24 protein-coding genes are annotated in these 25,805 nt (G+C 63.8%); 15 read left to right on the forward strand and 9 right to left on the reverse strand.

The window, feature by feature from the left end; genetic code table 11:
• Positions 1-5 precede the first annotated feature (5 nt).
• Both PLAV_RS08380 and PLAV_RS08385 read left to right on the forward strand, forming a co-directional pair.
• Entirely contained in the window at positions 6-710 is a 705-nt protein-coding gene (locus tag PLAV_RS08380) for a hypothetical protein (protein ID WP_012110565.1), read from the forward strand.
• On the forward strand, positions 707-1,843 hold the full coding sequence (locus PLAV_RS08385; protein WP_012110566.1) for a sulfotransferase family protein: 1,137 nt from the start codon (positions 707-709) through the stop codon (positions 1,841-1,843). Before PLAV_RS08380 ends, PLAV_RS08385 begins: the two co-directional genes overlap by 4 nt.
• 3 nt (positions 1,844-1,846) lie before the next feature.
• On the opposite strand, the gene PLAV_RS08390 is transcribed toward PLAV_RS08385, so the two are convergent.
• From PLAV_RS08390 to PLAV_RS08400, 3 genes are read right to left on the reverse strand one after another with little or no spacing between them, the layout of a single operon-like run.
• Positions 1,847-2,686 carry an SDR family NAD(P)-dependent oxidoreductase gene (locus PLAV_RS08390; RefSeq protein WP_012110567.1) on the reverse strand — a complete coding sequence of 280 codons (840 nt, stop codon included), beginning with the start codon at positions 2,684-2,686 and terminating at the stop codon, positions 1,847-1,849.
• Positions 2,683-3,246, reverse strand: a complete 564-nt coding sequence (locus tag PLAV_RS08395) for a carboxymuconolactone decarboxylase family protein (RefSeq protein WP_012110568.1) — start codon at positions 3,244-3,246, stop codon at positions 2,683-2,685. The genes PLAV_RS08390 and PLAV_RS08395 overlap by 4 nt, the downstream gene beginning before the upstream one ends.
• Before the next feature lie 3 nt (positions 3,247-3,249).
• Complete coding sequence (locus PLAV_RS08400; RefSeq protein WP_012110569.1) at positions 3,250-3,801, reverse strand: carboxymuconolactone decarboxylase family protein; 552 nt, start codon at positions 3,799-3,801, stop codon at positions 3,250-3,252.
• Positions 3,802-4,022: 221 nt separating this feature from the next.
• Between PLAV_RS08400 and PLAV_RS08405 the strand changes: the two genes are divergently transcribed.
• From PLAV_RS08405 to PLAV_RS08430, 6 genes are all read left to right on the forward strand, one after another.
• Positions 4,023-5,594 (forward strand): fatty acid--CoA ligase, encoded by a 1,572-nt coding sequence (locus PLAV_RS08405; protein WP_012110570.1) that lies wholly within the window; start codon positions 4,023-4,025, stop codon positions 5,592-5,594.
• Between the two features lie 89 nt (positions 5,595-5,683).
• Positions 5,684-7,540 carry an AMP-binding protein gene (locus PLAV_RS08410; protein WP_012110571.1) on the forward strand — a complete coding sequence of 619 codons (1,857 nt, stop codon included), beginning with the start codon at positions 5,684-5,686 and terminating at the stop codon, positions 7,538-7,540.
• Positions 7,541-7,542: 2 nt separating this feature from the next.
• Positions 7,543-8,091: a DUF924 family protein gene (locus PLAV_RS08415; protein ID WP_012110572.1), complete on the forward strand. Its 549-nt coding sequence runs from the start codon at positions 7,543-7,545 to the stop codon at positions 8,089-8,091.
• A gap of 71 nt (positions 8,092-8,162) precedes the next feature.
• On the forward strand, positions 8,163-8,891 hold the full coding sequence (locus tag PLAV_RS08420; protein WP_012110573.1) for an SDR family NAD(P)-dependent oxidoreductase: 729 nt from the start codon (positions 8,163-8,165) through the stop codon (positions 8,889-8,891).
• 183 nt (positions 8,892-9,074) lie between these two features.
• On the forward strand, positions 9,075-9,281 hold the full coding sequence (locus PLAV_RS08425; protein ID WP_012110574.1) for a hypothetical protein: 207 nt from the start codon (positions 9,075-9,077) through the stop codon (positions 9,279-9,281).
• Positions 9,282-9,366: 85 nt separating this feature from the next.
• Complete coding sequence (locus PLAV_RS08430) at positions 9,367-10,308, forward strand: alpha/beta hydrolase (protein ID WP_012110575.1); 942 nt, start codon at positions 9,367-9,369, stop codon at positions 10,306-10,308.
• Here the strand turns inward: PLAV_RS08430 and PLAV_RS08435 are convergent.
• Positions 10,305-11,084, reverse strand: coding sequence for a TIGR01458 family HAD-type hydrolase (locus PLAV_RS08435; RefSeq protein WP_012110576.1), 780 nt, complete (start codon positions 11,082-11,084; stop codon positions 10,305-10,307). The two genes, PLAV_RS08430 and PLAV_RS08435, sit on opposite strands and share 4 nt — an antisense overlap.
• 123 nt (positions 11,085-11,207) lie before the next feature.
• Here PLAV_RS08435 and PLAV_RS08440 point away from each other — a divergent pair, with 123 nt between their 5' ends.
• Positions 11,208-12,794: an AMP-binding protein gene (locus PLAV_RS08440; protein ID WP_012110577.1), complete on the forward strand. Its 1,587-nt coding sequence runs from the start codon at positions 11,208-11,210 to the stop codon at positions 12,792-12,794.
• A 59-nt stretch (positions 12,795-12,853) separates the two neighbouring features.
• Entirely contained in the window at positions 12,854-14,506 is a 1,653-nt protein-coding gene (locus PLAV_RS08445; protein WP_012110578.1) for a SulP family inorganic anion transporter, read from the forward strand.
• Positions 14,507-14,510: 4 nt separating this feature from the next.
• On the opposite strand, the gene PLAV_RS08450 is transcribed toward PLAV_RS08445, so the two are convergent.
• The 3 genes from PLAV_RS08450 to PLAV_RS08460 are packed head-to-tail and all read right to left on the reverse strand — an operon-like array spanning position 14,511 to position 18,884.
• Positions 14,511-16,181, reverse strand: coding sequence for an FAD-binding oxidoreductase (locus PLAV_RS08450; protein ID WP_012110579.1), 1,671 nt, complete (start codon positions 16,179-16,181; stop codon positions 14,511-14,513).
• 25 nt (positions 16,182-16,206) lie between these two features.
• On the reverse strand, positions 16,207-17,157 hold the full coding sequence (locus tag PLAV_RS08455; RefSeq protein WP_012110580.1) for a diacylglycerol/lipid kinase family protein: 951 nt from the start codon (positions 17,155-17,157) through the stop codon (positions 16,207-16,209).
• Positions 17,154-18,884 (reverse strand): glycerol-3-phosphate dehydrogenase/oxidase, encoded by a 1,731-nt coding sequence (locus PLAV_RS08460; protein ID WP_012110581.1) that lies wholly within the window; start codon positions 18,882-18,884, stop codon positions 17,154-17,156. The genes PLAV_RS08455 and PLAV_RS08460 overlap by 4 nt, the downstream gene beginning before the upstream one ends.
• 149 nt (positions 18,885-19,033) lie before the next feature.
• Between PLAV_RS08460 and PLAV_RS18860 the strand changes: the two genes are divergently transcribed.
• Positions 19,034-19,846, forward strand: coding sequence for a helix-turn-helix transcriptional regulator (locus tag PLAV_RS18860; RefSeq protein WP_012110582.1), 813 nt, complete (start codon positions 19,034-19,036; stop codon positions 19,844-19,846).
• Here PLAV_RS18860 and PLAV_RS08470 read toward each other — a convergent pair.
• Positions 19,843-20,490 (reverse strand): 2-hydroxychromene-2-carboxylate isomerase, encoded by a 648-nt coding sequence (locus tag PLAV_RS08470; protein ID WP_012110583.1) that lies wholly within the window; start codon positions 20,488-20,490, stop codon positions 19,843-19,845. The two genes, PLAV_RS18860 and PLAV_RS08470, sit on opposite strands and share 4 nt — an antisense overlap.
• Positions 20,491-20,640: 150 nt before the next feature.
• Here PLAV_RS08470 and PLAV_RS08475 point away from each other — a divergent pair, with 150 nt between their 5' ends.
• The 4 genes from PLAV_RS08475 to PLAV_RS08490 all read left to right on the forward strand — a co-directional run bounded on the left by PLAV_RS08475 (position 20,641) and on the right by PLAV_RS08490 (position 24,730).
• A complete protein-coding gene (locus tag PLAV_RS08475) occupies positions 20,641-21,549 on the forward strand; it encodes an alpha/beta fold hydrolase (RefSeq protein ID WP_012110584.1) in 909 nt (302 codons plus the stop codon).
• Between the two features lie 4 nt (positions 21,550-21,553).
• Complete coding sequence (locus PLAV_RS08480) at positions 21,554-22,459, forward strand: alpha/beta fold hydrolase (RefSeq protein ID WP_012110585.1); 906 nt, start codon at positions 21,554-21,556, stop codon at positions 22,457-22,459.
• A 205-nt stretch (positions 22,460-22,664) separates the two neighbouring features.
• On the forward strand, positions 22,665-23,381 hold the full coding sequence (locus tag PLAV_RS08485; protein ID WP_012110586.1) for a type 1 glutamine amidotransferase domain-containing protein: 717 nt from the start codon (positions 22,665-22,667) through the stop codon (positions 23,379-23,381).
• A gap of 278 nt (positions 23,382-23,659) precedes the next feature.
• Positions 23,660-24,730, forward strand: coding sequence for an alpha/beta fold hydrolase (locus PLAV_RS08490; RefSeq protein WP_012110587.1), 1,071 nt, complete (start codon positions 23,660-23,662; stop codon positions 24,728-24,730).
• Positions 24,731-24,895: 165 nt separating this feature from the next.
• On the opposite strand, the gene PLAV_RS08495 is transcribed toward PLAV_RS08490, so the two are convergent.
• Positions 24,896-25,663 (reverse strand): SDR family oxidoreductase, encoded by a 768-nt coding sequence (locus tag PLAV_RS08495; protein WP_012110588.1) that lies wholly within the window; start codon positions 25,661-25,663, stop codon positions 24,896-24,898.
• Positions 25,664-25,805 lie beyond the last annotated feature (142 nt).

Raw genomic sequence — 25,805 nt, forward strand, 5'->3', positions numbered from 1 at the left:
GGGCCATGGGCTTCTTCGATCTGCCTACGCCGCTGTTTCGATTGCTGGACATGCCGCTCGCGCCGCTGCCGGTGGCAATTCGCCTTGTTCTTTGGGCGCTCGTCGCTTCGGCTTTGTCCATGTGGCTCTACAAGATCTTGTCGCCGCAAAAAAAGCTCGTCGCTACGGAAGCTGAAGCGCTTGCCGCCCGGCAGGAGCTCAATGCCTATGATGGAGAGTTCGACGGGGCCTCGCCCCTCATCTCGCGCGTCTTTCGCACCGCCGGCAAGAGGCTATGGCTTGCCTTGCCCCCGGCGCTGGCGGCTTCGCTTCCTGTCCTCGCCCTTATCGTCTGGATTTCCAACGACTACGGATATCGCTTTCCGGCCGAAGGCGAAGATGTTTCGGCAGAAGCGCGGCCAAACGGCTTCGAAGCTGCGATGGTTGAACGGCGCGTCATTGTTCGCTCCTCGGAAGGCGACATCGTCTCGGATTTAGCGCTGCCGCGCCCAACGCCCGTTGTCGAGAAATATCGATGGTGGAACGTGCTGATCGGCAACCCCTCCGGCTATCTGCCGGATGACGGCCCTGTCGAGAGCGTCGAGCTTTCCATGCCGAAGGTAGAGGTCTTCTCCTTCGGTCCTTCATGGTTCCGGGGATGGGAGGTTCTCTTCTTCACCTTCGTTATCGCCTTCTCGCTCATCATCAAGAAAGTGGGGAAAATAGCATGACCATGGAATTCTCTTCCGCTCCGTCGCCGACCGACAAATTCATGGTCAGCCCGTGGATGGATGTAGTGGGCCGGCTTCTTTTCGAGCGGCCAAAGCTGATGCAGTCGCTTGCGAAATTCGAGACGAAACTGTTCGAGGACCGGTTCGACGATATTCCGGTCACGTCGCCGGTCTGGGTCAGCGGTCTCGCGCGGAGCGGCAGCACCGTGTTGCTGGAGCTGCTTGCGGAACACCCGCAGGTGGCGACGCAGCGTTACCGCGATTTCCCGCCGCTCTTCACGCCGATCCTCTGGAACAAGCTGGTCGACTATATGCCCTTCAAGGACGACAAGCCGGCGGAGCGAGCCCACAAGGACGGCATCTATGTCACCTCGGAAAGTCCCGAGGCATTCGAAGAGCCGATCTGGATGAATTTCTTTCCGCATCTGCACAAGCGCGTCTGGGACGAGACTTTTTCAGGTGATGACGGACATCCGGAATTTGAAGAGTTTCTTCGTGCTCATATTCGGAAGCTGCTCTTCGTGCGCGACGGTCAGCGCTATCTCGCCAAGGCAAATTACAATACGACGCGGCTCGAATACCTGCTGAAGATGTTTCCGGATGCGCGCTTCGTCGTTCCGGTGCGCGGACCGATCTGGCATATCGCGTCCTTGATGAAGCAGCACAAGCTGTTCGTTCAGGGAGAGGTCAATCATCCGGAAGCGCGTGCGCACCTGGCGCGGGCGGGGCACTTCGAGTTCGGTCTGGACCGGATGCCGATCAATTGCGGTAATGAAAGCGCCGCGGCGGAAATTGCCGGCCTTTGGGCTGAAGGCAAGGAGGCCGAAGGCTGGGCGCTGCAATGGGCGGAAGTTTACGGCTATCTCGCGGAGCGTTTCGAGGCCAATCCGGCGCTTGCCGAGGCGGCACTTGTCGTTCGCTACGAAGATCTTTGCGAAAAGCCGGACCTCGTCATGCAGCAGATCATCGAGCACTGCAGGCTCGACGCCTCACCGGACATTGTCGAACGGGCCCGGTTGCGGCTCCATCCGCCGGAATATTACCGGCCCGAGTTCAGCCCGGAAGAACTCCATGCGATTCGAGGTCGCACGGCGAATGTCGCGCACTATTTCGGCTACAAGGCCGCATCCTGACGATCAGGAAATGCCGGTAAGCCCGCTATCGACCGCGAGCGTCTGGGCCGTCACATAGACACTTTCGTCCGAGACAAGGAAAAGCGCCGCATAGGCTATCTCCCAGCCGGTAGCCTGCCGGCCGAAAGGCACAGGCGTGCGCCCGCGCGAGGGGCGGCCCTGCGTCGCGACGCGCCCGAGCGGCGTGTCCACGAGGCCGGGCGCGACGATGTTGGCGCGAATGCCGCGCTTTGAGCCTTCAAGCGCCACATGGCGCATCAGGCCGCCAAGGGCTGCCTTGGATGCGTCATAGGCAGGCAGGCGCGAACCGGCGATCAGCCCGGCGATCGATGAAATGAAAACCACGGGCGAGCCGTCCGCAAGCTTCGGCAGCGCCGCCTTGCAGCAGAGCATCGGACCACGCAGATTGATGGCGAGAACCTTGTCCCAATCTTCGGGCGTCGCGCCTTCAAGGCCGAGCCCGCCGGCGCCGATGCCAACATTCAGCACCAGCCCGTCGATCTTGCCGAGCACCTTTTCGGCTTCCTGAAGCATCGCGGTGATGTCGTCAGGCTTCGATATGTCGGCCTTTATCGCGTGGCCCTTGCCGCCTTCCCCCACGATCTGTGCAACGGTTTCTTCGGCCGAGGGAAGGTTTATGTCGGCCACGGCGACTTCCGCGCCTTCGCGCGCGAAGAGAAGCGACATGGCGCGGCCATTGCCCACGGGGTCGGTCGCGGCATCGAGGACGCGCTGTCCGCCGCCTACCACGAGAATACTGCGGCCCTGAAGCCGTCCCCGGCCCGGCGCCCGGCCTTCCGATTCAGCTGGAAGGGGCCTGACATAGCCCTCTTTCGCGGTCATGGCTTTTCCATGCTCCTTCTTATTTCATCGAGCCCGCTGGTCGGAATGTCCTCGTCCTCGATTTCGATCTCGAAAGTTTCGAGGTAGCGGCAGACGAGAAGATAGATGCCGATCACGATAACGAGTTCCTGCATGCCGGCATCGCCGAGATGTTCATGCGCGGTGACAAAAAGAGCGTCATCGGCCTTTACCTGCGCCACCTGGTTATCGGTGAAGGCAAGAACGGCGTTTTCGCTGCCGCTCAGGTAAGGCGAGGGCAGGCTGCCTGCCGCCGCCTCGATCCGCTCTGCGCTCATACCCAGCATGCGCGACACACGCTTGTGCTGGTGCACCTCGTAGCGAGAGCCGCAGAGGTGGCCGACGCGCAGGATCACCAGCTCGCGCAATTCCGGATCGAGTACGCCATCGTTCAGATAAGCGTTGATGAGCCGCATGAAGGCCGGAAAGGATGTGCCCGCGCCGGAGAGCATCCTGAAGATATTCAGCGGCGGCAGCGTTTCGCGCAGCGCCCGGTTCTCCGGCGGCAGGCCGGCCGGATCGGGATAGGGAATCCGCGCCATCGCTCAGTCCTGCATGCCGGGCAGTTTCACACCCGACTTATGTCCCGCCTCCTCGATATCGACGTCGAAGGTTTCGAGGAAATAGCAGGCGGTCGTGTAAAAACCGATGGTGATGACGAGTTCCTGAAGCTGCTTGTAGCCGAGCTTTTCCGCGAGCGGGTTGAAGGTCGCATCGGAGGCGCGGGTGTTTTTCACCACGTCATCGGTGAAGCGCATCACCTCCCGTTGCGTCTCATCGAAAATCTTCGCGTCCGGGCCCTCATGGATCGCCTTGATGAGCTCCTCGGACATGCCGAGCTTCCGCGAGATCGCCTCATGTTGGTAGACCTCGTAAGAGGCACCCTTCAGCACCCCTACGCGCACGATGGCGATTTCCCGGAGAACGGGATCGAGTTCGCTGTGAATCAGGATCGCGTTTCCGAGTTTGATGAAGCCGTCGATCATGTCGCCCGAATGACCGAGCATCCGGAAGATGTTGAGGTTCGGCAGCTTTTCATAGACGTCCTTGGCGCGGCCTGTTGCCTTGGCGGTATCGAAATAGGGGATGCGGGCCATCTCTGTCGGTTCCTTCGCTGGCTGGCGTTTCTGGTTGCAGGCAGTCTAACCGGCGCGGACGCTGCGTCCAGCGCAAGGAAGCGGTCGCGGGATAATCGGGCCGGCGATCAACAAAGCGTGGGCGCGCCCGGCTTTGCTTGCCCCGCCCGCAGGGCTGGCTAAACTCGGCCCCAATGAGAGCCGGCGCGGGGACAGCCGGGCGCAACGGGAGGAAACGGAAAATGGTGGATATCGCACAGGTTCGCTCGGTAGCCGACATCACGCGGGTATGGGGCTCGGGCGCGCCGGATGCCATCGCGCAGGTCTTCGAGGGGCGGGAAACGAGCTATGGCGAGCTGGACCGCCGCGCCAGCCAGGTCGCGCAGGCGCTGATCGCGGATGGCTGCAAGCCCGATGCCCGCATCGGTTTCATGGGCAAGGGGTCCGACCGCTATTTCGAAATGCTCTATGGCGCCTTCAAGGCGAAGGCCGTCGTCGTGGGCGTCAACTGGCGTCTCGCGCCGCCGGAGGTTGCCTATGTGCTGAATGACAGCCGTACCGAAATCCTGTTCGTCGGCGCTGAATTCTACGACATCGTGGAAAAGGTGCTGCCGGAGTGTCCGACGGTGCGCAAGGTGATCGCGCTTGATGGCGGCCGCAACGACTGGACCTCCTTCGACGATTGGCGCGATGCCGCGAAATCCGAAGATCCGATGCTGCCCGCCGATCCCGACGATGACGTGATCCAGCTCTATACGAGCGGTACCACCGGCCATCCGAAAGGCGTGCAGCTTACAAATGCCAATTACATGTCGATCTTCGCCCAGGGCGGCGAGGCCGGCTGGGCAAATTGGGGCGAGGGCGAAGTTGCGCTGGTCTGCATGCCGCTGTTCCATGTCGCGGGCGTCAATATCGGCCTCATCGGCAATATCCACGGCTGCAAGAACATCATTTTGAAGGATGTCGATCCGCAGGCGATCCTGAAGCTCATCGAGAGCGAGAAGATCAACATCGCCTTCATGGTGCCTGCCGTCATTCTCTTCCTCCTGCAGCAGCCCAACATGGCGACGACGGACGTTTCGTCGATCCGCCAGATCCTCTACGGCGCTTCGCCGATTGCCGAAGACGTGCTGCGCCGGGCGCAGGATACGTTCAAGGGCGCCGACTTCGTGCAAGTCTACGGCCTCACCGAAACGGCGGGCGGCGCGACCAACCTGCCGCCGGAGGCGCATGATCCCGCCAAGGGCAAGCTCCGCTCCTGCGGCATCCCCAATCCCGGCATGGAAGTGCGCGTGGTGGACGACAAGGGCGCCGATGTGCCGACCGGCGAGGTCGGCGAAATCGTCATTCGCGGTGCTTCGATCATGAAGGGCTACTGGAACCGCGCCGACGCAACGAAGGATGCGATCCGCGACGGCTGGTTCTATACGGGCGACGCCGGCTTCTTCGACAATGACGGCTATCTCTTCATCCATGACCGGGTGAAGGACATGATCGTGTCGGGCGGTGAAAACATCTATCCCGCCGAAGTCGAGAATGCGCTTTTCGGCCATGCCGCCATTGCCGATGCCGCCGTCATCGGCGTGCCGGACGAGAAGTGGGGCGAAGCGGTAAAGGCCATCGTCGTTCTGAAGCCTGGCGAGCAAGCCACACCGGAAGAGATCATCGCCTTCGCGAAGACGCGTATCGCCAGCTACAAGGTGCCGAAATCGGTCGATTTCATCCAGGCGCTGCCGCGCAATCCGTCGGGAAAGATTCTCCGGCGCGAGCTGCGCGCACCGTTCTGGGAAGGCCGCGCGCGCATGGTCAACTGACCTGCGCCACTGGCCGGCAAAATTGAAAAACAAGGGCCGCGCGCCATGAACGCGCGGCCCGCCGCCATATCGCAACCGGAGGACGTCCCATGAGCCTTGCAGAAGACACGCGCGCGCCCGCGCCTTTCAAGCCGCTGAAACAGAAGCCGCCGAAAATAACCGTGCGGCGCGAGACGGACGGTACGGTTTATATCTCCTCGGATCATCCGCTGCCCGAGATGAAGCGCAGCGTCGTGCATATTCTGGAAGAGCGCGCGGGCATGCATCCCGAGCGTAAATTCATCGGTGAGCGCGGCGCGGATGGTGCGTGGGGCTTCATCACTTACGGCGAAGCGAATGCGAAAGCAGATGCCGTTGCGACCGGGCTGCTGGCGCGCGGGCTCGATGCCGATACGCCGCTGATGATCCTGTCGGGCAATTCGCTCGCTCATGCCGTCATGGCACTCGGCGCGATGAAGGCGGGCGTGCCCGTTGCGCCCATCAGTGTTCCCTATTCGCTGATGAGCTCGGATTTTTCCAAGCTCCGTCATGTCGTGTCGCTCGCGCGCCCGCGGATGATCTTTGCCGATCATGGCGATCTCTTTGCCCGTGCGCTCGCCGCCGTCGGCGAAGGTGCCGAAATCGTCACCTGCACCGGCAGCATCGAAGGCGCGACCTCCTATGCCGATCTCGTTGCCACGCCCGTCAGTGCCGATGTTCGCGCCTCGATGGACCGCATCGGCCATGACACGGTGGCGAAATATCTTTTCACCTCCGGTTCCACCGGCATGCCGAAAGGCGTCCTCCAGACGCATCGCATGATGATGACGCAGCTTGCCGCCGCCGAGGCGCTCCGGAGCGAAGAGCCCGATCCGGACGAGATCCCGCAAAGCCTCGAATGGATGCCGTGGAACCACATCTCCGCCGGCAATATCGGCTTCAACGGCAATATGAACGCCGGGGGCACGGTCTATCTCGATGCGGGTAAGCCCGTCCCCGGCATGTTCGAGCAGACGATCAAGAACCTGCGCGACGTTTCTCCTCGCGTCTTCGGCTCCGCGCCCATTGCTTTCGCGATGCTCGCCGATGCGATGGAGCGTGACCCGGAACTCCGCGCCAACTTCTTTCGCAATCTCGAATATATGGGCTATGGCGGCGCAACGCTGTCGAGCGACATCTATGACCGGATGCAGGCGCTTGCCGTCGCAGAGACCGGCCATCGCATTCCACTCACCACCATGTATGGCGCGACGGAGACGCAGGGCATCACCGTTGTCCATTGGGTGACGGAGCGCGTCGGTCTTGTCGGCCTTCCCGTCCCCGGCATCACGCTGAAGCTCGTGCCGAACGGCGCGAAGATGGAAGTGCGCGTCAAGGGTGGCACCGTAACGCCCGGCTATCTCAACGATCCGAAAAAGACGGCGGAAGTTTTCGATGAGGAAGGGTTCTACAGTCTCGGCGATGCCGCGAAATTCCTCGACGAACAGAAGCCAGAACTCGGCCTCGTTTTCGACGGGCGCGTGACGGAAGACTTCAAGCTCTCGTCGGGCACCTGGGTGTCGACTGGTACGCTGCGGGCCGACGTCGTCGCCGCCTGCTCGCCGCTCGTCCAGGACGCCGTCGTCTGCGGTCTGGACCGGGCCTATATCGCGCTTCTCGCCTGGCCGAATATCGCCGCCGCCCGCAAGATAGCGGGGTTCGCCGATGATGCGGCACCGGAAGAAGTCGTCACGCATCCCAAGGTCGCCACTTATCTCCGCGAGGCGCTTTCCCGTCACAACAAGGCTGGCGGCGGCTCTTCGACCCGCATTGCGCGCATTCATCTCATGCTGGAACCGCCTTCCATCGACGGTCATGAAATCACCGACAAGGGCTATGTGAACCAGGCGGCAACAGCGTCGCGCCGCGCGCATCTGGTCGAGCGGCTTTATGAAGAGCCTGCCGCCGCCGATGTGATCGTGGTGTGACGATGGAGAGCGTTCGGCCTCGCGATGTTCTCGATTTCTGGTTCGGCGCGGGGCCGGAAAAGTGGTTCAAGAAGAGCGATGCCTTCGATGCCGATATCAAGCGCCGCTTCGGCGAGGCGCATCGCGCCGCCGCCGAAGGGCGTTTCGATGACTGGATGGGCAATGCGCAAGGGGCGCTTGCGCTCATCATTCTGCTCGACCAGTTCTCCCGCAATCTCTACCGCGGGGATCACCGCGCCTTCCTGCAGGACCCGAAGGCGCTTTCGCTCGCCGATGAAGCGGTACGCCGCCGTTTCGATGTCGAAACGCCGGTCACCGTGCGCAAATGGTTCTACATGCCCTACATGCATGCCGAAGATCTCGCGGCGCAGGAGCGCGGCCTCGTCTATTTCGCCGAACGTCTCGACGATCCCGAGACGATGAAGTTTGCCGTCGAGCATCGCGACATCATCCATCGCTTCGGCCGCTTCCCCCACCGCAACGCCGTGCTCGGCCGGGTCACGACGCCTGAGGAGCAATCCTTCCTCGATGAAGGCGGCTTCGCCGGCTGATGTTTTTGCCCTTGGTTCTCTTTCTGAACTGACCATATATCTTCCAGCTCAACCAGCGGAAGGCTTTCACTATGGCGGCAACGGCAATCGTGGCGGGGGTTGGCCCGCACAAGGGGCTTGGCGCGGTGCTCTCTCACAGGGCGGCGGGCGAGGGGCTTCACGTTTTTGTGGCGGGCCGCACGCTTGAAAAGCTGGAAGCGGTCGCCGAGGCGATACGGGCGGAAGGCGGCGCGGCCACTGCCATCATCTGCGACGTCACGGACGAAGCGCAGGTGATCGACCTCTGGAACTGCGCGGAGGAGACGGGCCCCGTCGCGCTGGCCATCTACAATGCGGGCAACAACACCCCCGGCAAGATTTCCGGCATGACGGCCGAGTATTTCGAACGCAGCTGGCGCGTCTGCACCTATGGCGCCTTCCTCTTCGCGCGTGAGGCGTCGGACCACATGGCGCCGCGCGGCGAGGGTACGCTCCTCTTCACGGGCGCTTCCTCCAGCATGCGGGGCAAGGAAGGCTTTGCCGCCTTCTCCGCCGCCAAGGGCGGGCTTCGCACCTTCGCCCAGAGTGCTGCCAAGGAATTCGGCCCCCTCGGCCTCCATGTCGGCCATGTCGTCATAGATGGCGGCATCTCGGGCGAGAAGCTTCATACGATGGTGCCGCAATATGCCGCCCAGCGGGAACAGGAGGGCCGGCTCATCGATCTCGACGGCATCGCCGATGTCTATATCCAGCTCCACCGCCAGAAGCGCTCGGCCTGGAGCTTCGAGGTCGATATCCGCACCCATGCCGAGCCCTGGTAGGGAAGGGCGGCAAATTTCGCCGCCGGTGCGTTTCCGGTCCGGTAAACCTTGCCGCCAGTGCTGCGGGCCGGAACTGGAGGCCTTCATTAAACTGTTGATTTGAAAGAGCAATATCCGGCTGGCCTTTGTGGTCCGGCGGTTGCAACCGGTTGTGCGGACATAAAAGCTCACCCGGAGATGCCGATGATTACCGACCACGAAATCAACCTGCTTGCCGCCTATATGGTCGATACGCATGGGCGCAAGGCGCTCTATTACGCCGATACCGCCGTCACCGAGCTTGAGCAGATCGGCGAGAACATGCGCGCCGACGCGTGGCGGACGCTGCGTTGTGTCGTTCTGGACATGGTGGAAGGGCGCCGCAGCCGCGAAGGCGAGGTTCTCCACTAGCCGAACTTGCCGCTTGGCGCGGATAGCGCCCGGCGGCTAAAAGGGTCCTCCAGGAAATAAAAGAGCCGGGGAGGGCCTTTCCGACATGTCACTCGATCCACAAGCGAAAGCGCTGCTCGACCAGCTTTCCGCCGATCCGGACGCGCCGCGCCTGATCGATCTGCCGCCGGCCGCGGGGCGCGAGATGTACCGCGCCATGGCCGGCATGCTCGACCTTCAGGGCGTCGCCATCGGCAAGACCGAGGACCGCACGATCCCGGGCCCGGCGGGCGACATTCCCGTTCGCATCTATACGCCCGTCGCCGCAGGCGGCACCGGCCCGGCGCTCGTCTATTATCATGGCGGCGGCTGGGTCATCGGCGATCTCGATACGCATGACGCGCTCTGCCGCACGCTGGCCAACGAAGCCGGCTGCAAGGTCATTGCGGTTCACTACAGGCTTGCGCCCGAAGCGCCGTTTCCGGCCGCCTTCGATGATGCGTTCGCCGCCGTCAAATGGGTCGAGAGCAACTCATCCGAAATCGGCATCGACCCGAACCGCATCGCGGTCGCGGGCGACAGCGCGGGTGGCAATCTCGCGGCCGCCGTCTGCCTCCGCGCCAAGGCGGAGAAGAGCCCGGAGATCGCCTTCCAGCTTCTCATCTATCCGGTCACGGATGCGCCGCGCGGCACACAGTCCTACAAGGATTTCGCCGAAGGCTATTTTCTTGAAGCCGAAGGCATGGACTGGTTCTGGAACCACTATGTCGTCAACGCCGGCGAGGACCCCGCCAATCCCTTCGCCGCGCCGCTTCGCGCGCCGACGCTTACCGGTCTGCCGCCGGCCTATGTCGTCACTGCCGGTTTCGATGTGCTCCGCGATGAGGGCAAGGCCTATGCCGAGGCGCTCAAGAAAGCCGGTGTCGAGGTCGAGTATGTCAATTACGAAGGCATGATTCACGGCTTCTTCAACCTGCAGGGCGCGCTCGATGTATCGCGCGACGCGGTAAAGGCAGCAGCCAAGGCGCTGAAGGAAGCACTGGCCTAGGCCAACAATTCATCCACGAATTCGGCCAGGGAGGCGGCGACATGTGCGCCGCCTCTCTTTGCTTTTGAACCGTCTCCGTCGCGATATTTGCCGGTCCTGACCAGCACCGCCTGCAACCCGGCGGCGAGTGCGCCCTCAATGTCGCTTTCGAGATCGTCTCCCACCATTGCCACCTCTTCCGGCGCCAGGTCCAATTCCGCTGCCGCCGTCGTGAAAAAATCGCGGGCGGGTTTGCCGATCAGCTCTGCTTCCACCTCCGCTGCATATTCGAGCGCGGCAACGAAAGGCCCGGCATCCAGTTCGAAACCGTCTTCGCCGCGAAAGAAACGGTTCTTGCCGAGCGCATAAAGCCGGCCGCCATCCACCAATATGCGGAAAGCGCGGTTCAGCCGCTCGAAGGTGAAATACTCGCCCGCATCGCCCATCAGCACGGCGTTCGGCGCTGTTGCTTCCGGCGGACAGTCGGGCAGAAGGTCTGGATGAACGAGGAGATGTGCGCTTGCGCCGTCCCGCTCAAGCACGGAGGCTGCAATGCTCGCCGGCGTCACGATGTCGTTTTCGCCGACATCGAAACCCATCTCCGCCAGCCGTTTCGTCAGTCCGGCCCTTGTCGTCCGCGTCGTGTTGGTCAGCAGCCGGAACGGCATCTGCCGCTCGCGCAGGTGGCGAACGGCTTCGACGGCGCCGGGCAGCGCCTCGCTGCCTTGATAGAGAACGCCGCCCACATCGAGCAGCAATCCCCGGATTTCCTCAAGCGGCCTTGTTTTCGGCGTCATGTGGGACCTCGCTTTTGCTCGCGTCCCCTCCCGGATTTATACGCCCGGTCAAAACTCTAGAGCGGGAATGGAACCGCGCACAAGCATGCGCTATAGGACTTGGAACAACATGGGGAGAGAAACATGCCTGCGCTCCGCTCGCCGCTCGTTCATCCATTCTCGAATTTCGATGTGCCGCATTTGCTGGCCGTCCATGTCGCGGCGCGGCCAGAGCATCCGTTCCTGATCTGGGAGCCGTTCGAGGGTGCCGCGAAGACGTGGAGCTACCGTGCCTTCGCGCATGAGGTGGCCCAAGTTGCGGCGGGGCTGAAGAAGCGCGGCGTGAAGACGGGCGAGCGTGTTCTCATCCATCTCGACAATTGCCCCGAAAGCCTCATCGCCTGGTATGCCTGCGCCCATCTCGGTGCCGTCGCCGTCACCACCAATGCACGCTCCGTCGAGGATGACCTGATCTACTTCAGCGACCATGCCGAAGTCGTGGGCGCGATCACGCAGCCGGCTTTCGCCTCGCTCGTCGCCGCCTCCTGCAGGAAGATCAAATGGCTCGCCGTCACCGAGACGGATAATGGCGCCGCGCCGAAAGAGACGAACCGCCCGGCGAAGTCCGAAAGCTTCTCCGCGCTTTACGGCGACGCGGCGGATGTGCCGCTCCGCGCGCCCGATCCCATGCTCGCCGTCGGTGTGCAATACACCTCCGGCACCACCTCGCGGCCCAAGGGTGTCGTCTGGACGCATGCGAACGCGCTCTGGGGTGCGAAGCTCTGCGCCATGCATGAAGACCTTCGCGCCTCCGACGTGCATCTCACCTATCTGCCGCTCTTCCACACCAACGCGCAGTCCTATTCGGTGCTGGCCGCGCTCTGGGTGGGCGCCACCGTGGTGCTGCAGCCGCGTTTCTCCGCTTCGCGCTTCTGGAATATCTCGGCGAAGCATGGCTGCACCTGGACCTCCATGGTGCCCTTCTGCGTCCGCGCGCTGATGAGCCAGGAAAAGCCGAAGTCGCACAGCTACCGCTATTGGGGCAACGGCATTTCCGCGCCGCCGACGGACGCACATTTCGGCGTCAAGACCATCGGCTGGTGGGGCATGACGGAAACGATCACGCATGGCATCGTCGGCGACATTCACCTGCCGAACCGGCCCATGTCGATCGGCAAGCCCTCTCCGGCTTATGAAATTGCGATCCTCGACGACAATGGCGCTTCTGTTGCGCCGGGCGAGACGGGCAATCTTCTCGTGCGCGGATATCCGGGCCTCTCGCTCTTCCTTGAATATCTGAACAATCCCGAAGCGACCTCGAAGAGCTTCGATGAGCAAGGCTATTTCATCACCGGCGACCGCGTGACGCTCGGCGAAGACGGCTTCATCTCCTTTGCCGACCGCGACAAGGACATGCTGAAGGTCGGCGGCGAAAATGTCGCGGCCTCCGAAATAGAGCGCGTCGTGATGACCGTGCCGGGCATCCAGGAATGCGCGGTGGTGGCGAAAAGCGACCCGATGCTGGACGAAGTGCCGGTTCTCTTCGTTCTGGTGCCGGGCGGCGAGGCGTCGGCGCCGAAAGACCTTGCTGCGCAGATCGACGCAGCCTGCGCCAAGGGCCTTGCGGATTTCAAGCGTCCGCGCGAGATTCGGATTGTCGATGCGCTGCCGCGCTCGACGCTCGAAAAGATCGCCAAGGCTGAACTCAGGCGTATCGTCGAGAACGGCTGATCGGAGCGGGGGGCAAGCAACTGGCCGCAAGCGACAAGAACTCACCATCCGGCCTCTTCGTGCCGAAGCTCGTCACCGTGCTCCGCGAAGGCTATCGCTTCGGGGATTTCCGCGCCGATTTCATCGCCGGCCTCACCGTCGCCATTGTCGCCCTGCCGCTTTCCATGGCGCTCGCCATCGCCAGCGGCACCACGCCGGACAAGGGGCTCATCACGGCGGTCGTCGCCGGTTTTCTCATTTCCGCTTTTGGCGGCAGCCGTTTCCAGATCGGCGGGCCGACAGGCGCCTTTGTCGTCGTCGTCTTCAATGTCATCGCGGTCCATGGCTATGACGGCCTCGTCATCGCCAGCGCCATGGCGGGCATCATGCTCATCGGCGCCGGGCTTCTGCGCGTCGGCACCTACATCAAATATATCCCGGAGCCCGTCGTTACCGGTTTCACGGCGGGCATAGCCGTCATCATCGCGACGAGCCAGATCAAGGATTTCCTCGGCCTCTCCATGACAAGCGAGCCGGCGGAATTCATCGAGAAGGTGATGGCGCTCGGCGCGGCGCTTCCCGGCATCACGCCGCAAACGGTCGCGGTCGCGCTCGGCTCGCTCGGCCTCATCGTCTTTCTGCGCGGCCACCGGCCCAACTGGCCGGGCTTTCTCATCGCCGTCGTGCTCGCCGCCGCGCTTGTCTGGCTCTTCCAGCTTCCGACCGACACGATCGGCACGCGCTTTGCGGGGCTCGAGCCCACCTTCGCGGCTCCCGCCCTCCCGGAATTCACGATGCAGCGTCTCATCGTGCTTTTCCCGAGCGCCTTTACCATCGCCTTCCTCGCAGGCGTCGAGTCGCTTCTCTCCGCCATGGTTGCCGACAGCATGACCGGCCGCCGCCACCGCTCGAACGGCGAGCTGGTCGCGCAGGGAATTGCCAATTGCGCCTCCGCCGCCGTCGGCGGTCTTCCCGTCACCGGCGCCATCGCGCGCACCGCGACGAATATCCGCGCCGGCGCGCGCGGTCCCATCGCCGGCATGCTCCATGCCGTCTTCATCCTGGGCTTCATGCTCTTTGCCTGGCCGCTTGCGACCTATATTCCGCTCGCCGCTCTTGCCGCCGTGCTGCTCGTGGTTGCGTGGAACATGAGCGAGATCGACAAGTTCCGCCACATGATGAAGGCGCCGGCCGGCGACCGCGCCGTGCTTCTCATCACCTTCGCGCTCACCGTGCTGGTCGATCTCACCGTCGCCATCGAGGTCGGCGTGGTCCTCGCCGCCTTCCTTTTCATGCACCGCATGTCGGAAGCGGTCGAAGTGCAGTCGCATCTTCATCTGATCGACGAGGATGTGAGCGACAGCAGCCCTCGCGATTTCGTGCCCATGCAGGAATATGAATTGCCGGAGGGCGTTGCCGCCAGCCTCATTCGCGGCCCCTTCTTCTTCGGCGTCGCCATGCGTCTCGGCGAGACGCTGGACCGCATCGGCGCCACGCCGAAAGTTCTCATCGTCCGGATGCGCGCCGTGCCCATCATCGACGCCACCGGCGTCACCGCGCTCCAGACCATGATCGACCGCTGCGAGCGCAATGGCACGAAAGTCATCGTCACCGCCCTCCAGCCGCAGCCCGCCCGCGTGCTGGCCGACATGGGCGTACTCGCCCGCGTCACCCGCGCAACGGACTTCGCGAGCGCCATCGAAATGTCGAAGAAGATGGTGACGGAGGGGTAGGGGGCTACCCCAGCAGCTTCCCCGGGTTCATCACACCCTTCGGGTCGATCTCGCGCTTGGTTGCTTTCAGGATCGACATGCCGATCGGCCCTTTCTCTTCGCCGAGCCAGGGCGTGTGGTCGGTGCCGACGCCGTGGTGATGGCTGATCGTGCCGCCATTCATCAGGATCGCATCCGATGCCGCGCGTTTCAGCGCCTGCCACTGCGTCACTTCGCGGTCGAGCTGGCGCGGAAAGATGAAGGTGAAATAGAGGCTCGCGCCGTCGGGATAGGAATGGCTCACATGCGCCATGACGATGCCGCGCGCATTCTGCTCCGGCATATTGGCCGACATGGCGGTGTCGATGGCCGCGATGACCTTCTCATGCAGGTTCGCGATGTTCGACCAGCGGGTCGAGGTTTCGAGCGTGTCGATGCCGAGCCCCCGGTCCATCATCGGGTCGCGCACGGCGGGCGAGTTGAAGCGGCCGTGATACCAGCGTTTGCCGGGGCCCGTGCCGAGCGCCAGCGCGCCCAGCCGCTTGCAGATTTCCTCCGTCTGCTCCTGCGCCCAGACCACCGTGTCCTTGTCGCCCTCATGGCCGATCAGCATCAGGCAGGGCGCGTTGTCGAAGCCCTTCATTTTCAGATAGGCGCGTTGCAGCTTCGCTTTCAGCCCGCCGGTGTTCGTTGCGGAGAAGGTCTGGAAGAAATAGGTCTCCGGCGCATCGGAGAGACGCACCATCGCCACGGGAATTTCCGCATGGTTGATGCGCCGCGCCGCGTCGACGCCCGCCTGGAAATTCTTGAAGAGATAGCCGCGATAATCCTTCCGCTCCGGCAGGTCGTGGATCTTCACCACCGCCTCGCAGATGACGCCGAGCGTGCCTTCCGAGCCCGCCACGAGCTGGTTGAGGTTCGGTCCGGCGGCGGAAGCGGGCGTCGCTTCCGTCGTCCAGAAGCCTTTCGGCGTTGCGAGCTTCGCCGAGACGAGCCACTTCTCCGCCTTGCCGTAGCGGTTCGACTGCTGGCCTGCGCCGCGCGCGGCGATCCAGCCGCCCAGTGTCGAATACTGGAAGCTCTGCGGATAATGGCCGAGCGTCACGCCATGGCTCTGCAACTGCTCTTCCAGCGCGGGCCCATAAATGCCTGCTTCGATGCGCGCCGTCATCGACACCTTGTCGATCTGCACGATGCGCGTCATCAGCGTTGTGTCGAGGGTAATGACCGCGCCGCCGAGCGATTTCGACATGGCGTTGACGCCGCCGACCACGGAGGAGCCACCGCCATAGGGAATGAGCGAGATGTCTTCCTCGGCGCAGAGCTTCACCACGGCAAGCACTTCGTCGGCGCTGCGCGGATAGACAACGGCGTCCGGCGCCATGTCGAGATTGCCCGCCCGCACATAAAGCAGGTCGTGATAGCTCTTGCCGCGCGCATGGAAAGCGCGTTCGTAATCATCGGTGCGGAGCTGGTTCTCGCCGACGATCTCGCGCAGCTTGCCGAGCGTTCCGTTGCTCAGCCGCGTATGCGGCAGGCGGATGTCGTGGAGCGCGACGGCGGGCGTCGAGGGCAGGCGCGACAGACCCAGCGTTTCCTCGATCCAGTGCCATTGCGGTGCATCGCCCGGCAGCGGATTTTCCTGCCGCACCGGGCCCCAGCCGTTCCAGCGCAATGTGGTGCGGTCGATCGTCATGGTCGTTTCTCCCGATCTCTTTTTGTCAGCACCGGAGCGTGATCGCGCCGGGAAGAATTTCAAAGCGGGCGGGCAGGCGGCCCGGTCCCTCGCCATCGACATCGAGCAATACAGGGTCCGGCCCAAGCGGTGTCGCCGTCACCCATGTCGCGCGCGTGGCGGAAACTTTCTCGTTTCCGATATGCGTGCCTTCCTTCATCGAGCCGGTGCCCGTCAGCAGGTCCATGAAGGTGAGGTCGCGCATCATCACGATATCGAAAAGCCCGTCATCCGGCTCCGCTTCCGGCGCCATCTTGATGCCGCTGCCGAAATAGCGGCCATTGGCAATGGCGGCGAGGCCGATATTCAGCGTCTCGTCGAAGCCGGTATCGGTCACGATGCGCACGGGCCTTGTCTTGTGGCGAAAGGCCGTCACCAGCGTCGCCCAGAAGAAGGTGAAATTGCCGCCGAGCGACTTCTGCCAGGTGGCGCTGTTGACCGCGCGCACCGTTTCGCCCGAAAGACCGAAGCTCGCAATATTGTCGAAATAGCGGTCCGTATCCTGCCCGTCCTCGGCCACGAAGGTGAGGCGGCCGATGTCGATCCGCCGCGTCTTGCCGCTCGCAATGTGCTTCACGCAGTCGGCGGCTTCGTCGGGCAGGTCGAAGGTGCGGCGGAAGTCGCCGCCTGTCCCTGCATTCAGGATCGCCAGATGCGCGTCCGGGTTGATCTGCGCGCCATTTTCAAAAAAGCCGTTCACGACTTCGCTGATCGTGCCGTCGCCGCCCACCGCGATCACGAGTTGCGCGCCGTCCTTCAGCGCCTTGCGCGTCAGTTCGGCGGCCGGCAGGAAATGCGGCGTCGAGGGCGAGGCTGTGAAATACGCGCGCACCGGCCCCAGTTCCTTTTCCAGCGTCTCGGAAATCACCCGCCAGGCGCGGCCCGTGCGGCCGCCGCCCGAGCGCGGGTTCACGATGGCGGCAACATGCGGCATCATTCGGCGGCCTCCCTCTGCGCGCCCGGTATCGTGTCGAACTGCCGCGTCGTCTCCGCGATTTCGCGTGCCAGCGTCGTTGCGTCCCAGCCGAGTTCGCGGGCCATCAGTTCGGCTGCCTGGCCGATCACGTCAACGCCGGGATGTCCCGCCGTGCCGAGCCCCGTGCGCCGGAAGACCACATCTTCCAGATGCAGCGCCATTTCGCGGCGCACCGCATGCACCACCTGCACGCCGATGGTGGCGTTCTCCGGCCCGAGCCGCCGCAGCAGCGTCTCGCGCTCGCCTTGCCGTTCATCCGCCGTCGCCAGCACTTCGTCGATGCGGCTGCCGTAGAAATTGACGAGGTTTTCCACCACATCCGCCGCCAGATGCGCGTGCCGCTTCTGCGCGCGCACCACATAGGTTTTGAGCCGCGCCATGTCGCCGCCATAGACGGGCGTGCAATGCGTCTCGCATTTGGCGCTTTTCCCCAGCTTCTTCAGCGCGAGGTCCACCACCTGTTCGGCGAGGTGGCGCGATGTCGTCCACTTGCCGCCGATGGCCGAGATCAGCCCGTCGATTGCCTCTTCGGCGCCGTGGTCATAGACCTCCGCGGCGCGGCTCGCATTGTAGCTGTCCTTCTTCTCCGCATCCTTCGCGCTCTCGCCCGTTTCGACGCCCGGCACTTCCTGCGGCGTCGTGTCGACCAGCGGGCGGATGCCGGCATAGAAATGGATCACGTCCTCGCGTTTCAGGTTCAGCCCCGGCAGCCCGTCATTCACCACGGCGAGGAAATCGGTGATGTCCTTCGCCGTCACGCCCAGCTCGTCCGGGTCGTCTTCGAACACGGTGTCCGTCGTGCCGATGATGGTGAGGCCGCGCCACGGGATGACGAAGAAATGCCCGCCAATGGCGGATTGCACGGCGAGTGCGTTCGCGCCGGAAATGTCGCGGGTGATGATGTGGATGCCCTTGGAGCGGATCAGGCGGCGCGCCGGCGTCTCGTCGGCCATCGCCATGGTCTTGTCGGCCCAGGGTCCCGCCGCATTCACGATCACGCGGCCGCGCACCGTCACGCTCTCGCCCGTCATGCGGTCGGTGACGTGAACGCCGGTGACGCGCACGCCGCGCCCCATCGCGGCTTGCGTCTCGAAGCCCGTCACCTCGGCATAATTGGCGGCATCGGCGCCCTGTTCCACCGCGCCTTCGATACATTCGAGGCAGAGGCGCTCCGGCGCAAACATCTGGCAGTCGTAATAGATCATCGCGCCGGTCAGGTTCTCGCGGCGGAGAGAGGGCATCAGGTCGAGCGCCTTTCCCTTCGATACGCGGCGGAAGCCCGGCAGCTTCTTGTCGTCGTCGGACAGCCAGTTGCGGTCGAAGGAGAGGAGGTCGTAAAGCGCGAGGCCAATGCCGAGCACGATCGGCCCCTTCATGCCCCAGCCATAGGTCGGCAGCACGAAGGGGAGAGGGTGCACCATATGAGGCGCGACATTCTCCCAGATGCGCCGCTCGCGAAGCGACTCGCGCACGAGCTTCAATTCGCCGTTGACGAGATAGCGGAGCCCGCCATGCACCAGCTTCGACGAGCCGGATGTCGTCGCATGGGCAAAGTCGTCCTTCTCCAGCAGCGCCACCTTCAGCCCGCGCAGCGCCGCGTCCCAGGCGGTGCTCGCCCCGGTGATGCCGCCCCCGACGATCACGAGGTCGTAGTCCGTGGCGCTCATGGCGTGGAGGTCGCGCTGCATGGGGTTTTCCGTTCCGGTGTGGCCTTGGCGTCAGGCGGCGAGGCTATCCGCCCGCCGCATGGCGGTCCAGCGGCGGCCTTTCCTCTTTCGGATCTGCAATATCGGATATAAAACGGACGGCGTCCCCTCGAAATCCGCAGGGTAATGCAATGGTCGGCCGGCAACCGGGAACGAAACAGGTCCACGCAGGCGAGCTCGATCCTCGGGCCTTCCACGCGCCTGTCCGGGCCCTCCGCAATGCCGAAACGCTGGCCGATGCCGAGGCCGCCCTTGCCGCCATTTCCGGCCTCCTCGCCATGCCGCGCCTCGTCTGGACGCCGGATGTCGCCTCGCCGCTTCAGGAGCCGGGCGCCGAGGCCTTCATGCGCCGCCAGGGCTGGGCGGATGATGTCATTGCCGCGATGTGGGAAGATGGCGTGCCGCTCCGCATGCCGGTTCACATCCGCTGCCGCTTCGAGCACACGCCTTTCGCCATCACGCTTTACGACGAACACAGGAAGCGCCGTGCGCCCTACAAGGGCGTGCAGAAGCGTGTCGCCGACATGATCGCGGCGCTCGGTTTCAATTCGCTCTTGATCGTCCCCGTCCATCTGCCGCGCGCCCGGGTCGCGATGCTCGGCTGGTGCGGGCCGCAGATGCTGGATGAAGCGGAGACGCTGCTCGCCGCCGCCGCGCCGGATCTCCTCGCCGCCGGCCATTATTTCGCGGCGCTGTTCGACCGGCTGTCCGGCCGCGATCCGGTCCGCGAGGAAGAGCGCGCCCGGCTCACGCAGCGCGAATGGGATTGCCTGCGCCTCACTGCGCAGGGCTATCGCGAGGCGGATGTCGCGGAGATGAACGGCATCGCCGCCACCACCGTCCGCTATCACCTCGACAATGCAGTGGCGAAATTCGGCGCCCGCAACCGCGCCCACGCCGCCGCCATTGCCGCGCAGCTCGGGCTTGTGGGCAAGCTCTCCTAGCGCCGCTTCAGCCCCTTCTGCTCCATCCGCCATTTCAGATGGCTCAAGCGGTCCTGGCCGAAAAATGGTTCGCCCTCGAACACCATCAGCGGCACGCCCCAATGTCCCGCCGCCTTCTGCGCCGCCTCGTTGGCGGCGATCACGGCTTCGAGACTGTCGGCCTTTTCCTCCACGATCCGGTCGAGCGCATCCATGTCGAGGCCGGCCCGCGCCGCCGCCTCCTTCAGGTGGTCGCCTTCATGCCAGTTCTTCACGCCGCCGAAGATCACCGAGCTGATCTCTTTCAGGAAGGCGAGGCCCTGGCCGGTTTCGGCCGCCGCGACGCCCGCGCGGGTCAGCCGGTGGATATAGGGCTGTTCCTTCGGCACCTCGCCGGATTTCATGTCCATGCGCACAGGGTCGGGCGAGGGCCAGGCATAGGGCAGGCCCTCCATCTCGGCGACGCGCATCGTGTCCTTCAGCAGGTAGGGCGGCCACATCGGGTTCACCTGTTTGAAGAAGCCGTCAATGCGCACCGCAATCGGATAGACCGGCCGGACATTGCATTTCACGTCATACTCGCGCTCGAAGGCGAGAAGGCGCGGCGTCACGAGATAGGAATAGGGCGAACGGAACGACCAGAAGAGATCGTATTCGAGCGTCATGATGTGGCTTCCCCCCGGAAAATTTCTTTGCCTGCCGCTATGGGCAGGATTTAATGATCCGCATTAGTATCGTTTCGGATGCGCCCGGCGCAAGGGTGCTGCTAGATTTTCACCAAAGCAAAAGAAATCCGTCACAGAGGAGGACCACCCATGCCGCAGGCAAAAGCGAACGGCATCACGCTCGAATATGAAAGCTTCGGCCCGGAGGATCGCGAGACGGTCCTGCTCATCATGGGCCTTGGCGCACAGCTCACCATGTGGCCGACCGAGCTTTGCGAGGAACTGGTCTCGCGCCGCTACCGCGTCATCCGTTACGACAATCGCGATGTGGGCCTCTCGCACAAGTTCGACGATCTCGGCATGCCCGACATGGCGGCGATCTTCGGTGCGCTGATGGCCGGCAAGCCCGCCACCTCTCCTTACGCGCTCGACGAGATGGCGAAGGATGCCGTCGGCCTGCTCGATGCGCTGGGCGTGAAGCAGGCGCATATCGCCGGCGCCTCGATGGGCGGCATGATTGCGCAGCTCGTCGCAATCAACCATCCGGAGCGCGCGCTCTCGCTCACCTCCATCATGTCCACCACCGGCAATCCGGGCCTCCCCCAGGGCAAGCCCGAAGCCATGGCGGTGCTGATGACGCCGGCGCCCGAAGGCGACATTCCGGCCGCCATCGAGCGCGGCATGCTCGCCTGGAACACGATCGGCAGCCCCGGCTACAAGACGGACGACGCGACGCTCCGCCAGTGGGTCACGCGCGACGTCAACCGCTCGCTTTATCCGGTCGGCGTTGCCCGCCAGATGGCCGCCATCGTCGCAAATGGCGACCGTCGCGAAAAGCTGAAGAAGCTCAACCTGCCCGCCGTTGTCCTCCACGGCGCGGACGATCCGCTGGTGCCTGTCGAAGGCGGCAAGGATACGGCGGCGAATATTCCGGGTGCGGAGCTTCGCGTCATCCCCGGCATGGGCCACGATTTCCCGCTGGCGCTTGTCGAAACCTTCGCGGATGCCATCGAGGCGGCGGCGAAGCGCGCGTCCGGCGTCTCGCGGGCGGCGGATTGATCCCATGACCCAGAAACTCGTGAAGGCGAACGGCATCTCCATCAATTGCGAGGATCGCGGGCCCGCGGACGGCACGCCGATCCTCTTCGTCAATGGCTATACCTCGACCATGATGAGCTGGCCGGATGAATTGATGGATGGCCTGCGCGACAAGGGCTTTCGCGTCATCCGTTACGACAATCGCGATGTCGGCAAGTCGGAGAAATTCTCCGGCCTGCCGAAAATCGCCGATGTCGTCGCGGCGGTGCGCGAAGGGCGGAAACCCGACATGCCCTACACGCTGGCCGACATGGCGGCGGATGGTATCGGCGTGCTCGATGCGCTCGGCATCAAGCGCGCTCACGTCATGGGCATTTCCATGGGCGGCATGATCGTGCAGCGCATGGCGATCCATCACCCGGAGCGTCTCCTCTCCGTCACCTCCATCATGTCCTCCACCGGCAATCCCGATCTGCCCAAGGCGAGCGACGAGGCGATGAAGGCATTGCAGGCCATGCCGCCGTCGGAAGAACGCGAAGACGTGATCCGTCACCGCATGAAGGGCCGCCGCGTCTATCAGAGCCCCGCTTATCCAAAGTCGGAGGAAGACCTCTACACCTTCGTCGCGCGGGAATACGACCACATGTATTACCCCGAAGGCGGCATCCGCCAATATGCGGCCATCATGGGCGATGGCAGCCGCGTCGCGGAACTGGGCAAGGTCCGAGTGCCCTTCCTTGTCGTGCATGGCCACGCCGATCCGCTGGTGCCGCATGCGGGCGGCGAGGATACGGCGAAGTCGGTGCCGGGCGCGAAGCTCGTCTCCATCGACGGCATGGGCCACGACCTCCCCGTCGAACTCTGCCCCCAATATGTCGACCTCATCGCCACGCATGCCCGCGCTGCGGAACAAAAGGCGGCGGCGGAATAGGGCGCGAAGAAGAAGAGCCTTCTCCCTCTTCCTCCCACCCTTCCCCAAGGGGAGGGTGGGAGGAAGAGGGCATTATGCGAAACATGCGCGCAAGGGCGCATTCCGCTTTCCTCTCATCACATGAAACCTATCTTACTCCTCAAGGGGGGCTGGCGCCTTGGCGGCTGGCCCGCAAGGCGCTTTCCATATTTGAAAGGAGAGCGAGATGGCGAAGCAACGGATAGCAATCGTCGTCACCTCCCACGGGAAGCTCGGCAATACCGGCGACGATACCGGCTTCCACTACGAGGAAATGACGACGCCTTACTACATCTTTCTCGACGATGGCTGCGAGGTGACGCTCGGTTCCATCCAGGGCGGCGAGCCGCCCGCCGATCCGTCGAGCCTGCCGGATGATGAGGAGAAGCGGGCGGAATCCGTGCGCCGCTTCCTGAAGGACAAGAATGCCGTGAAGGCGCTCAAAGCAACGGTGCCGGTTTCGGAACTCAACGCGAAGGATTTCGACGCGGTCTATCTCCCCGGCGGCCATGGCTGCATGTGGGACATGCCGGACAACGACGCGCTGTCGCGCCTCATCTCGGAAGTCTATGAAAAAGGCGGCGTCGTCGGCGCGGTCTGTCATGGGCCGGCCGGGCTTCTCGGCGCGCGTCTGTCCGACGGTACGCCCTTCGTGAAGGACCGGCTCATCAATTCCTTCACCGATGAGGAGGAGCGCAAGGTTGGCAAGGACAAGGCCGTGCCCTTCCTGCTCGAAACGCAGCTGCGCGGCCTCGGCGCGCGCTTCGAAGGCGGCAAGCCCTTCGAGCGTCACGTCTGCCGCGAAGGCCGCGTCGTCACCGGCCAGAACCCGGCTTCCGCCGAAGGCGTCGGCCACGGCATGCTGATGGCGCTGCACGCGCTCAAGCAGCAGGCGGCGGAGTAGGTCACATTCTTCGGCCCTCCTTTCCGGGGAGGGCCGAATTTTTCCAAAATCAAAAAACTGTGTCACCCCGGCGAAAGCCGGGGTCCATGAGCGGAACGGCGTATAAAGATTTGCGATGTGGCAAGGCCCATGGATCCCGGTGTTCCCGGCTTTCGCCGGGACAGGCGCCGGGATGACAGGTTGTATTGAGGCTGGAAAAGGGCGGAAAAGCCCCCTTCCATTTCATGCTGCACCGCACCATATTCATATCGGAGGAGGCAACCGGAGCGTCAGCCTGAATGCCGAAAGCCCAAGCGAACGGGATCGAGCTCGAATATGAGAGTTTCGGTTCGGAAGACGACGAGACCATCCTCCTCATCATGGGTCTCGGCGCGCAGCTCACCCAATGGCCGGTCGAGCTTTGCGAGGCGCTGGTCGCGCGCGGCTACCGCGTCATCCGCTTCGACAATCGCGATACCGGCCTTTCCTCCCGCATCGAGCGCGACCGCGCCTTTGTCTGGTCCGATGCGCTCTTCTCGCTCATGTCCGGCAAGCCCGCCTTCGTCGCCTATTCGCTCTCCGACATGGCGGCGGATGCCGTCGGGTTGCTCGATGCGCTCGGCATCGAGAAGGCGCATATCGCCGGCGCCTCGATGGGCGGCATGATCGCGCAGCATGTCGCCGCCGAATATCCCGAGCGTACGCACTCCCTCACCTCGATCATGTCCTCTTCCGGCAATCCGATGCTGCCGCCCGCGAAGCCGCGCGTGCTGGGCCTCTTCCTTTCGCCGTCGCCCGCCCCGCACGACACGGATGCCATCGTCGCACGCGGCGTCAGGACCTATGAGACCATCGGCAGCCCCGGCTTCCCGACCGACGAGGTGACGCTGCGCGACTGGGTGATGCGCGATGCGACGCGCGCCTATTATCCGGCGGGCGTGGTGCGGCAGATGGCCGCCGTGATGACCGATGGCGACCGCCGCCCGAAACTCCGCGCCATCCGCGCGCCCGCCGTCGTGCTCCACGGCGCCGACGATCCGCTGGTGCCGGTCGCGGCGGGTGTCGACACGGCGGAAAATATTCCGTGGGCGGATCTTCGCATCGTCGAGGGCATGGGCCACGACATGCCGCTGGCGCTCCTCCCCGCCATCGCGGATGCCATCGTCTCGGCGGCAGAGCGCGCGACGGGCGTGAAGACCATCGCGCCCGAGGAGCGCATCGAACTCGCGCCAGCACTTACCGGGCCGCCGTCCAGGCCCGCCGAATGCATCATCCCCGACCCCGGCACCCCGCCGCCCGCGCCGCTCATGCTGCGGCTGAAGCTCCGCGTGGCCTCGTGGTGGCGGCGTCTGCTGAATTTCTGGAACTAAAAATATCAGTGTCATTGCCGGGCTTGACCCGGCAATCCAGTAGCCGCATCAGCGGCGTCTCTCTTCGCGAGACTCTTTCTTTATTGGCTGCCTTGGCTCGATCCCTGGACCCCCGGGTCAAGCCCGGGGGTGACAGGTGTTGTTGAGGGTCGTGTCGCTAAATCCTCAAACTTCCGCCGAGCCGCCATCCACAGGAATGGTCGCGCCGGTCGTATAGGCGCTCGCCCGCGAGGCGAGGAAGATCGCCACGCCGGCGGCGTCTTCCGGCGTGCCGATGCGGCCCAAGGGATTGCCCGCCTTGATCGCGTCGCCGAAGGTTTCCAGTGTCGCCTTCATCATCTGGCTCGGGAAGGGTCCGGGCGCGATGGCGTTGACGAGGATGTGCTCGCGCGCCAGCCGCTTCGCCAGATGCCGCGTCAGCATGATGACGCCGGCCTTCGACGACGAGTATGCATAGGTCTCGAGGTCCGGCGGCTCGATGCCGTTGACGGAGGCCGTGTTGATGACGCGGGCCGGGTTGTCGGCGCTCGCGGATTTCCTGAGCAGCGGCAGCATTTTCTGCGTCAGGAAGAACACGCCCTTGAGGTTGATGTTCTGCACCTTGTCCCAGCCGCTCTCGGAATATTCGTCGATCGGCTCGCCCCAGGCCGCGCCCGCATTGTTGATGAGCACGTCGAGCTTAGGCTCGCGCTTGCCGAGTTCGGCGGCGATGCCGGCAATGCCTTCCTGCGTGCCGAGGTCGAAGGGGAGCGAGATGCAGGTGCCCTTCTTTGACAGTTCTTCCGCCAGCTCGTTGCAGGCCTGTGCCTTGCGCGCGGTGATATAGACTTTGGCGCCGTTCTCCACGAAGCCGGTCGCGATCATCTCGCCGATGCCGCGCGAGCCGCCGGTGATGAGCACGGTCTTGCCCTCGACGCTGAAAAGATTCTTCATTGGGCGTTCCCCCTGATGGATTAATTTTTCGATGGCCGCGAAGCTAGCGGACGCAGGGGAAATGGGCAAATGGCCGAAGCAAATGTGTCATCCCGGCGGAAGACAAAAATATAAGTGTCACCCCGACGAAAGCCGGGGTCCA

The sequence above is a fragment of the Parvibaculum lavamentivorans DS-1 genome (genome assembly GCF_000017565.1).
In the GTDB taxonomy this organism is placed as follows: domain Bacteria; phylum Pseudomonadota; class Alphaproteobacteria; order Parvibaculales; family Parvibaculaceae; genus Parvibaculum; species Parvibaculum lavamentivorans.

Bases quoted from the DNA above. Each gene is read 5' to 3' on its own strand.
- PLAV_RS08380 (WP_012110565.1), top strand. From the start codon at position 6: ATGGGCTTCTTCGATCTGCCTACGCCGCTGTTTCGATTGCTGGACATG.
- PLAV_RS08385 (WP_012110566.1), top strand. From the start codon at position 707: ATGACCATGGAATTCTCTTCCGCTCCGTCGCCGACCGACAAATTCATG.
- PLAV_RS08390 (WP_012110567.1), bottom strand. From the start codon at position 2,686: ATGACCGCGAAAGAGGGCTATGTCAGGCCCCTTCCAGCTGAATCGGAA.
- PLAV_RS08395 (WP_012110568.1), bottom strand. From the start codon at position 3,246: ATGGCGCGGATTCCCTATCCCGATCCGGCCGGCCTGCCGCCGGAGAAC.
- PLAV_RS08400 (WP_012110569.1), bottom strand. From the start codon at position 3,801: ATGGCCCGCATCCCCTATTTCGATACCGCCAAGGCAACAGGCCGCGCC.
- PLAV_RS08405 (WP_012110570.1), top strand. From the start codon at position 4,023: ATGGTGGATATCGCACAGGTTCGCTCGGTAGCCGACATCACGCGGGTA.
- PLAV_RS08410 (WP_012110571.1), top strand. From the start codon at position 5,684: ATGAGCCTTGCAGAAGACACGCGCGCGCCCGCGCCTTTCAAGCCGCTG.
- PLAV_RS08415 (WP_012110572.1), top strand. From the start codon at position 7,543: ATGGAGAGCGTTCGGCCTCGCGATGTTCTCGATTTCTGGTTCGGCGCG.
- PLAV_RS08420 (WP_012110573.1), top strand. From the start codon at position 8,163: ATGGCGGCAACGGCAATCGTGGCGGGGGTTGGCCCGCACAAGGGGCTT.
- PLAV_RS08425 (WP_012110574.1), top strand. From the start codon at position 9,075: ATGATTACCGACCACGAAATCAACCTGCTTGCCGCCTATATGGTCGAT.
- PLAV_RS08430 (WP_012110575.1), top strand. From the start codon at position 9,367: ATGTCACTCGATCCACAAGCGAAAGCGCTGCTCGACCAGCTTTCCGCC.
- PLAV_RS08435 (WP_012110576.1), bottom strand. From the start codon at position 11,084: ATGACGCCGAAAACAAGGCCGCTTGAGGAAATCCGGGGATTGCTGCTC.
- PLAV_RS08440 (WP_012110577.1), top strand. From the start codon at position 11,208: ATGCCTGCGCTCCGCTCGCCGCTCGTTCATCCATTCTCGAATTTCGAT.
- PLAV_RS08450 (WP_012110579.1), bottom strand. From the start codon at position 16,181: ATGACGATCGACCGCACCACATTGCGCTGGAACGGCTGGGGCCCGGTG.
- PLAV_RS08455 (WP_012110580.1), bottom strand. From the start codon at position 17,157: ATGATGCCGCATGTTGCCGCCATCGTGAACCCGCGCTCGGGCGGCGGC.
- PLAV_RS08460 (WP_012110581.1), bottom strand. From the start codon at position 18,884: ATGCAGCGCGACCTCCACGCCATGAGCGCCACGGACTACGACCTCGTG.
- PLAV_RS18860 (WP_012110582.1), top strand. From the start codon at position 19,034: ATGGTCGGCCGGCAACCGGGAACGAAACAGGTCCACGCAGGCGAGCTC.
- PLAV_RS08470 (WP_012110583.1), bottom strand. From the start codon at position 20,490: ATGACGCTCGAATACGATCTCTTCTGGTCGTTCCGTTCGCCCTATTCC.
- PLAV_RS08475 (WP_012110584.1), top strand. From the start codon at position 20,641: ATGCCGCAGGCAAAAGCGAACGGCATCACGCTCGAATATGAAAGCTTC.
- PLAV_RS08480 (WP_012110585.1), top strand. From the start codon at position 21,554: ATGACCCAGAAACTCGTGAAGGCGAACGGCATCTCCATCAATTGCGAG.
- PLAV_RS08485 (WP_012110586.1), top strand. From the start codon at position 22,665: ATGGCGAAGCAACGGATAGCAATCGTCGTCACCTCCCACGGGAAGCTC.
- PLAV_RS08490 (WP_012110587.1), top strand. From the start codon at position 23,660: ATGCCGAAAGCCCAAGCGAACGGGATCGAGCTCGAATATGAGAGTTTC.
- PLAV_RS08495 (WP_012110588.1), bottom strand. From the start codon at position 25,663: ATGAAGAATCTTTTCAGCGTCGAGGGCAAGACCGTGCTCATCACCGGC.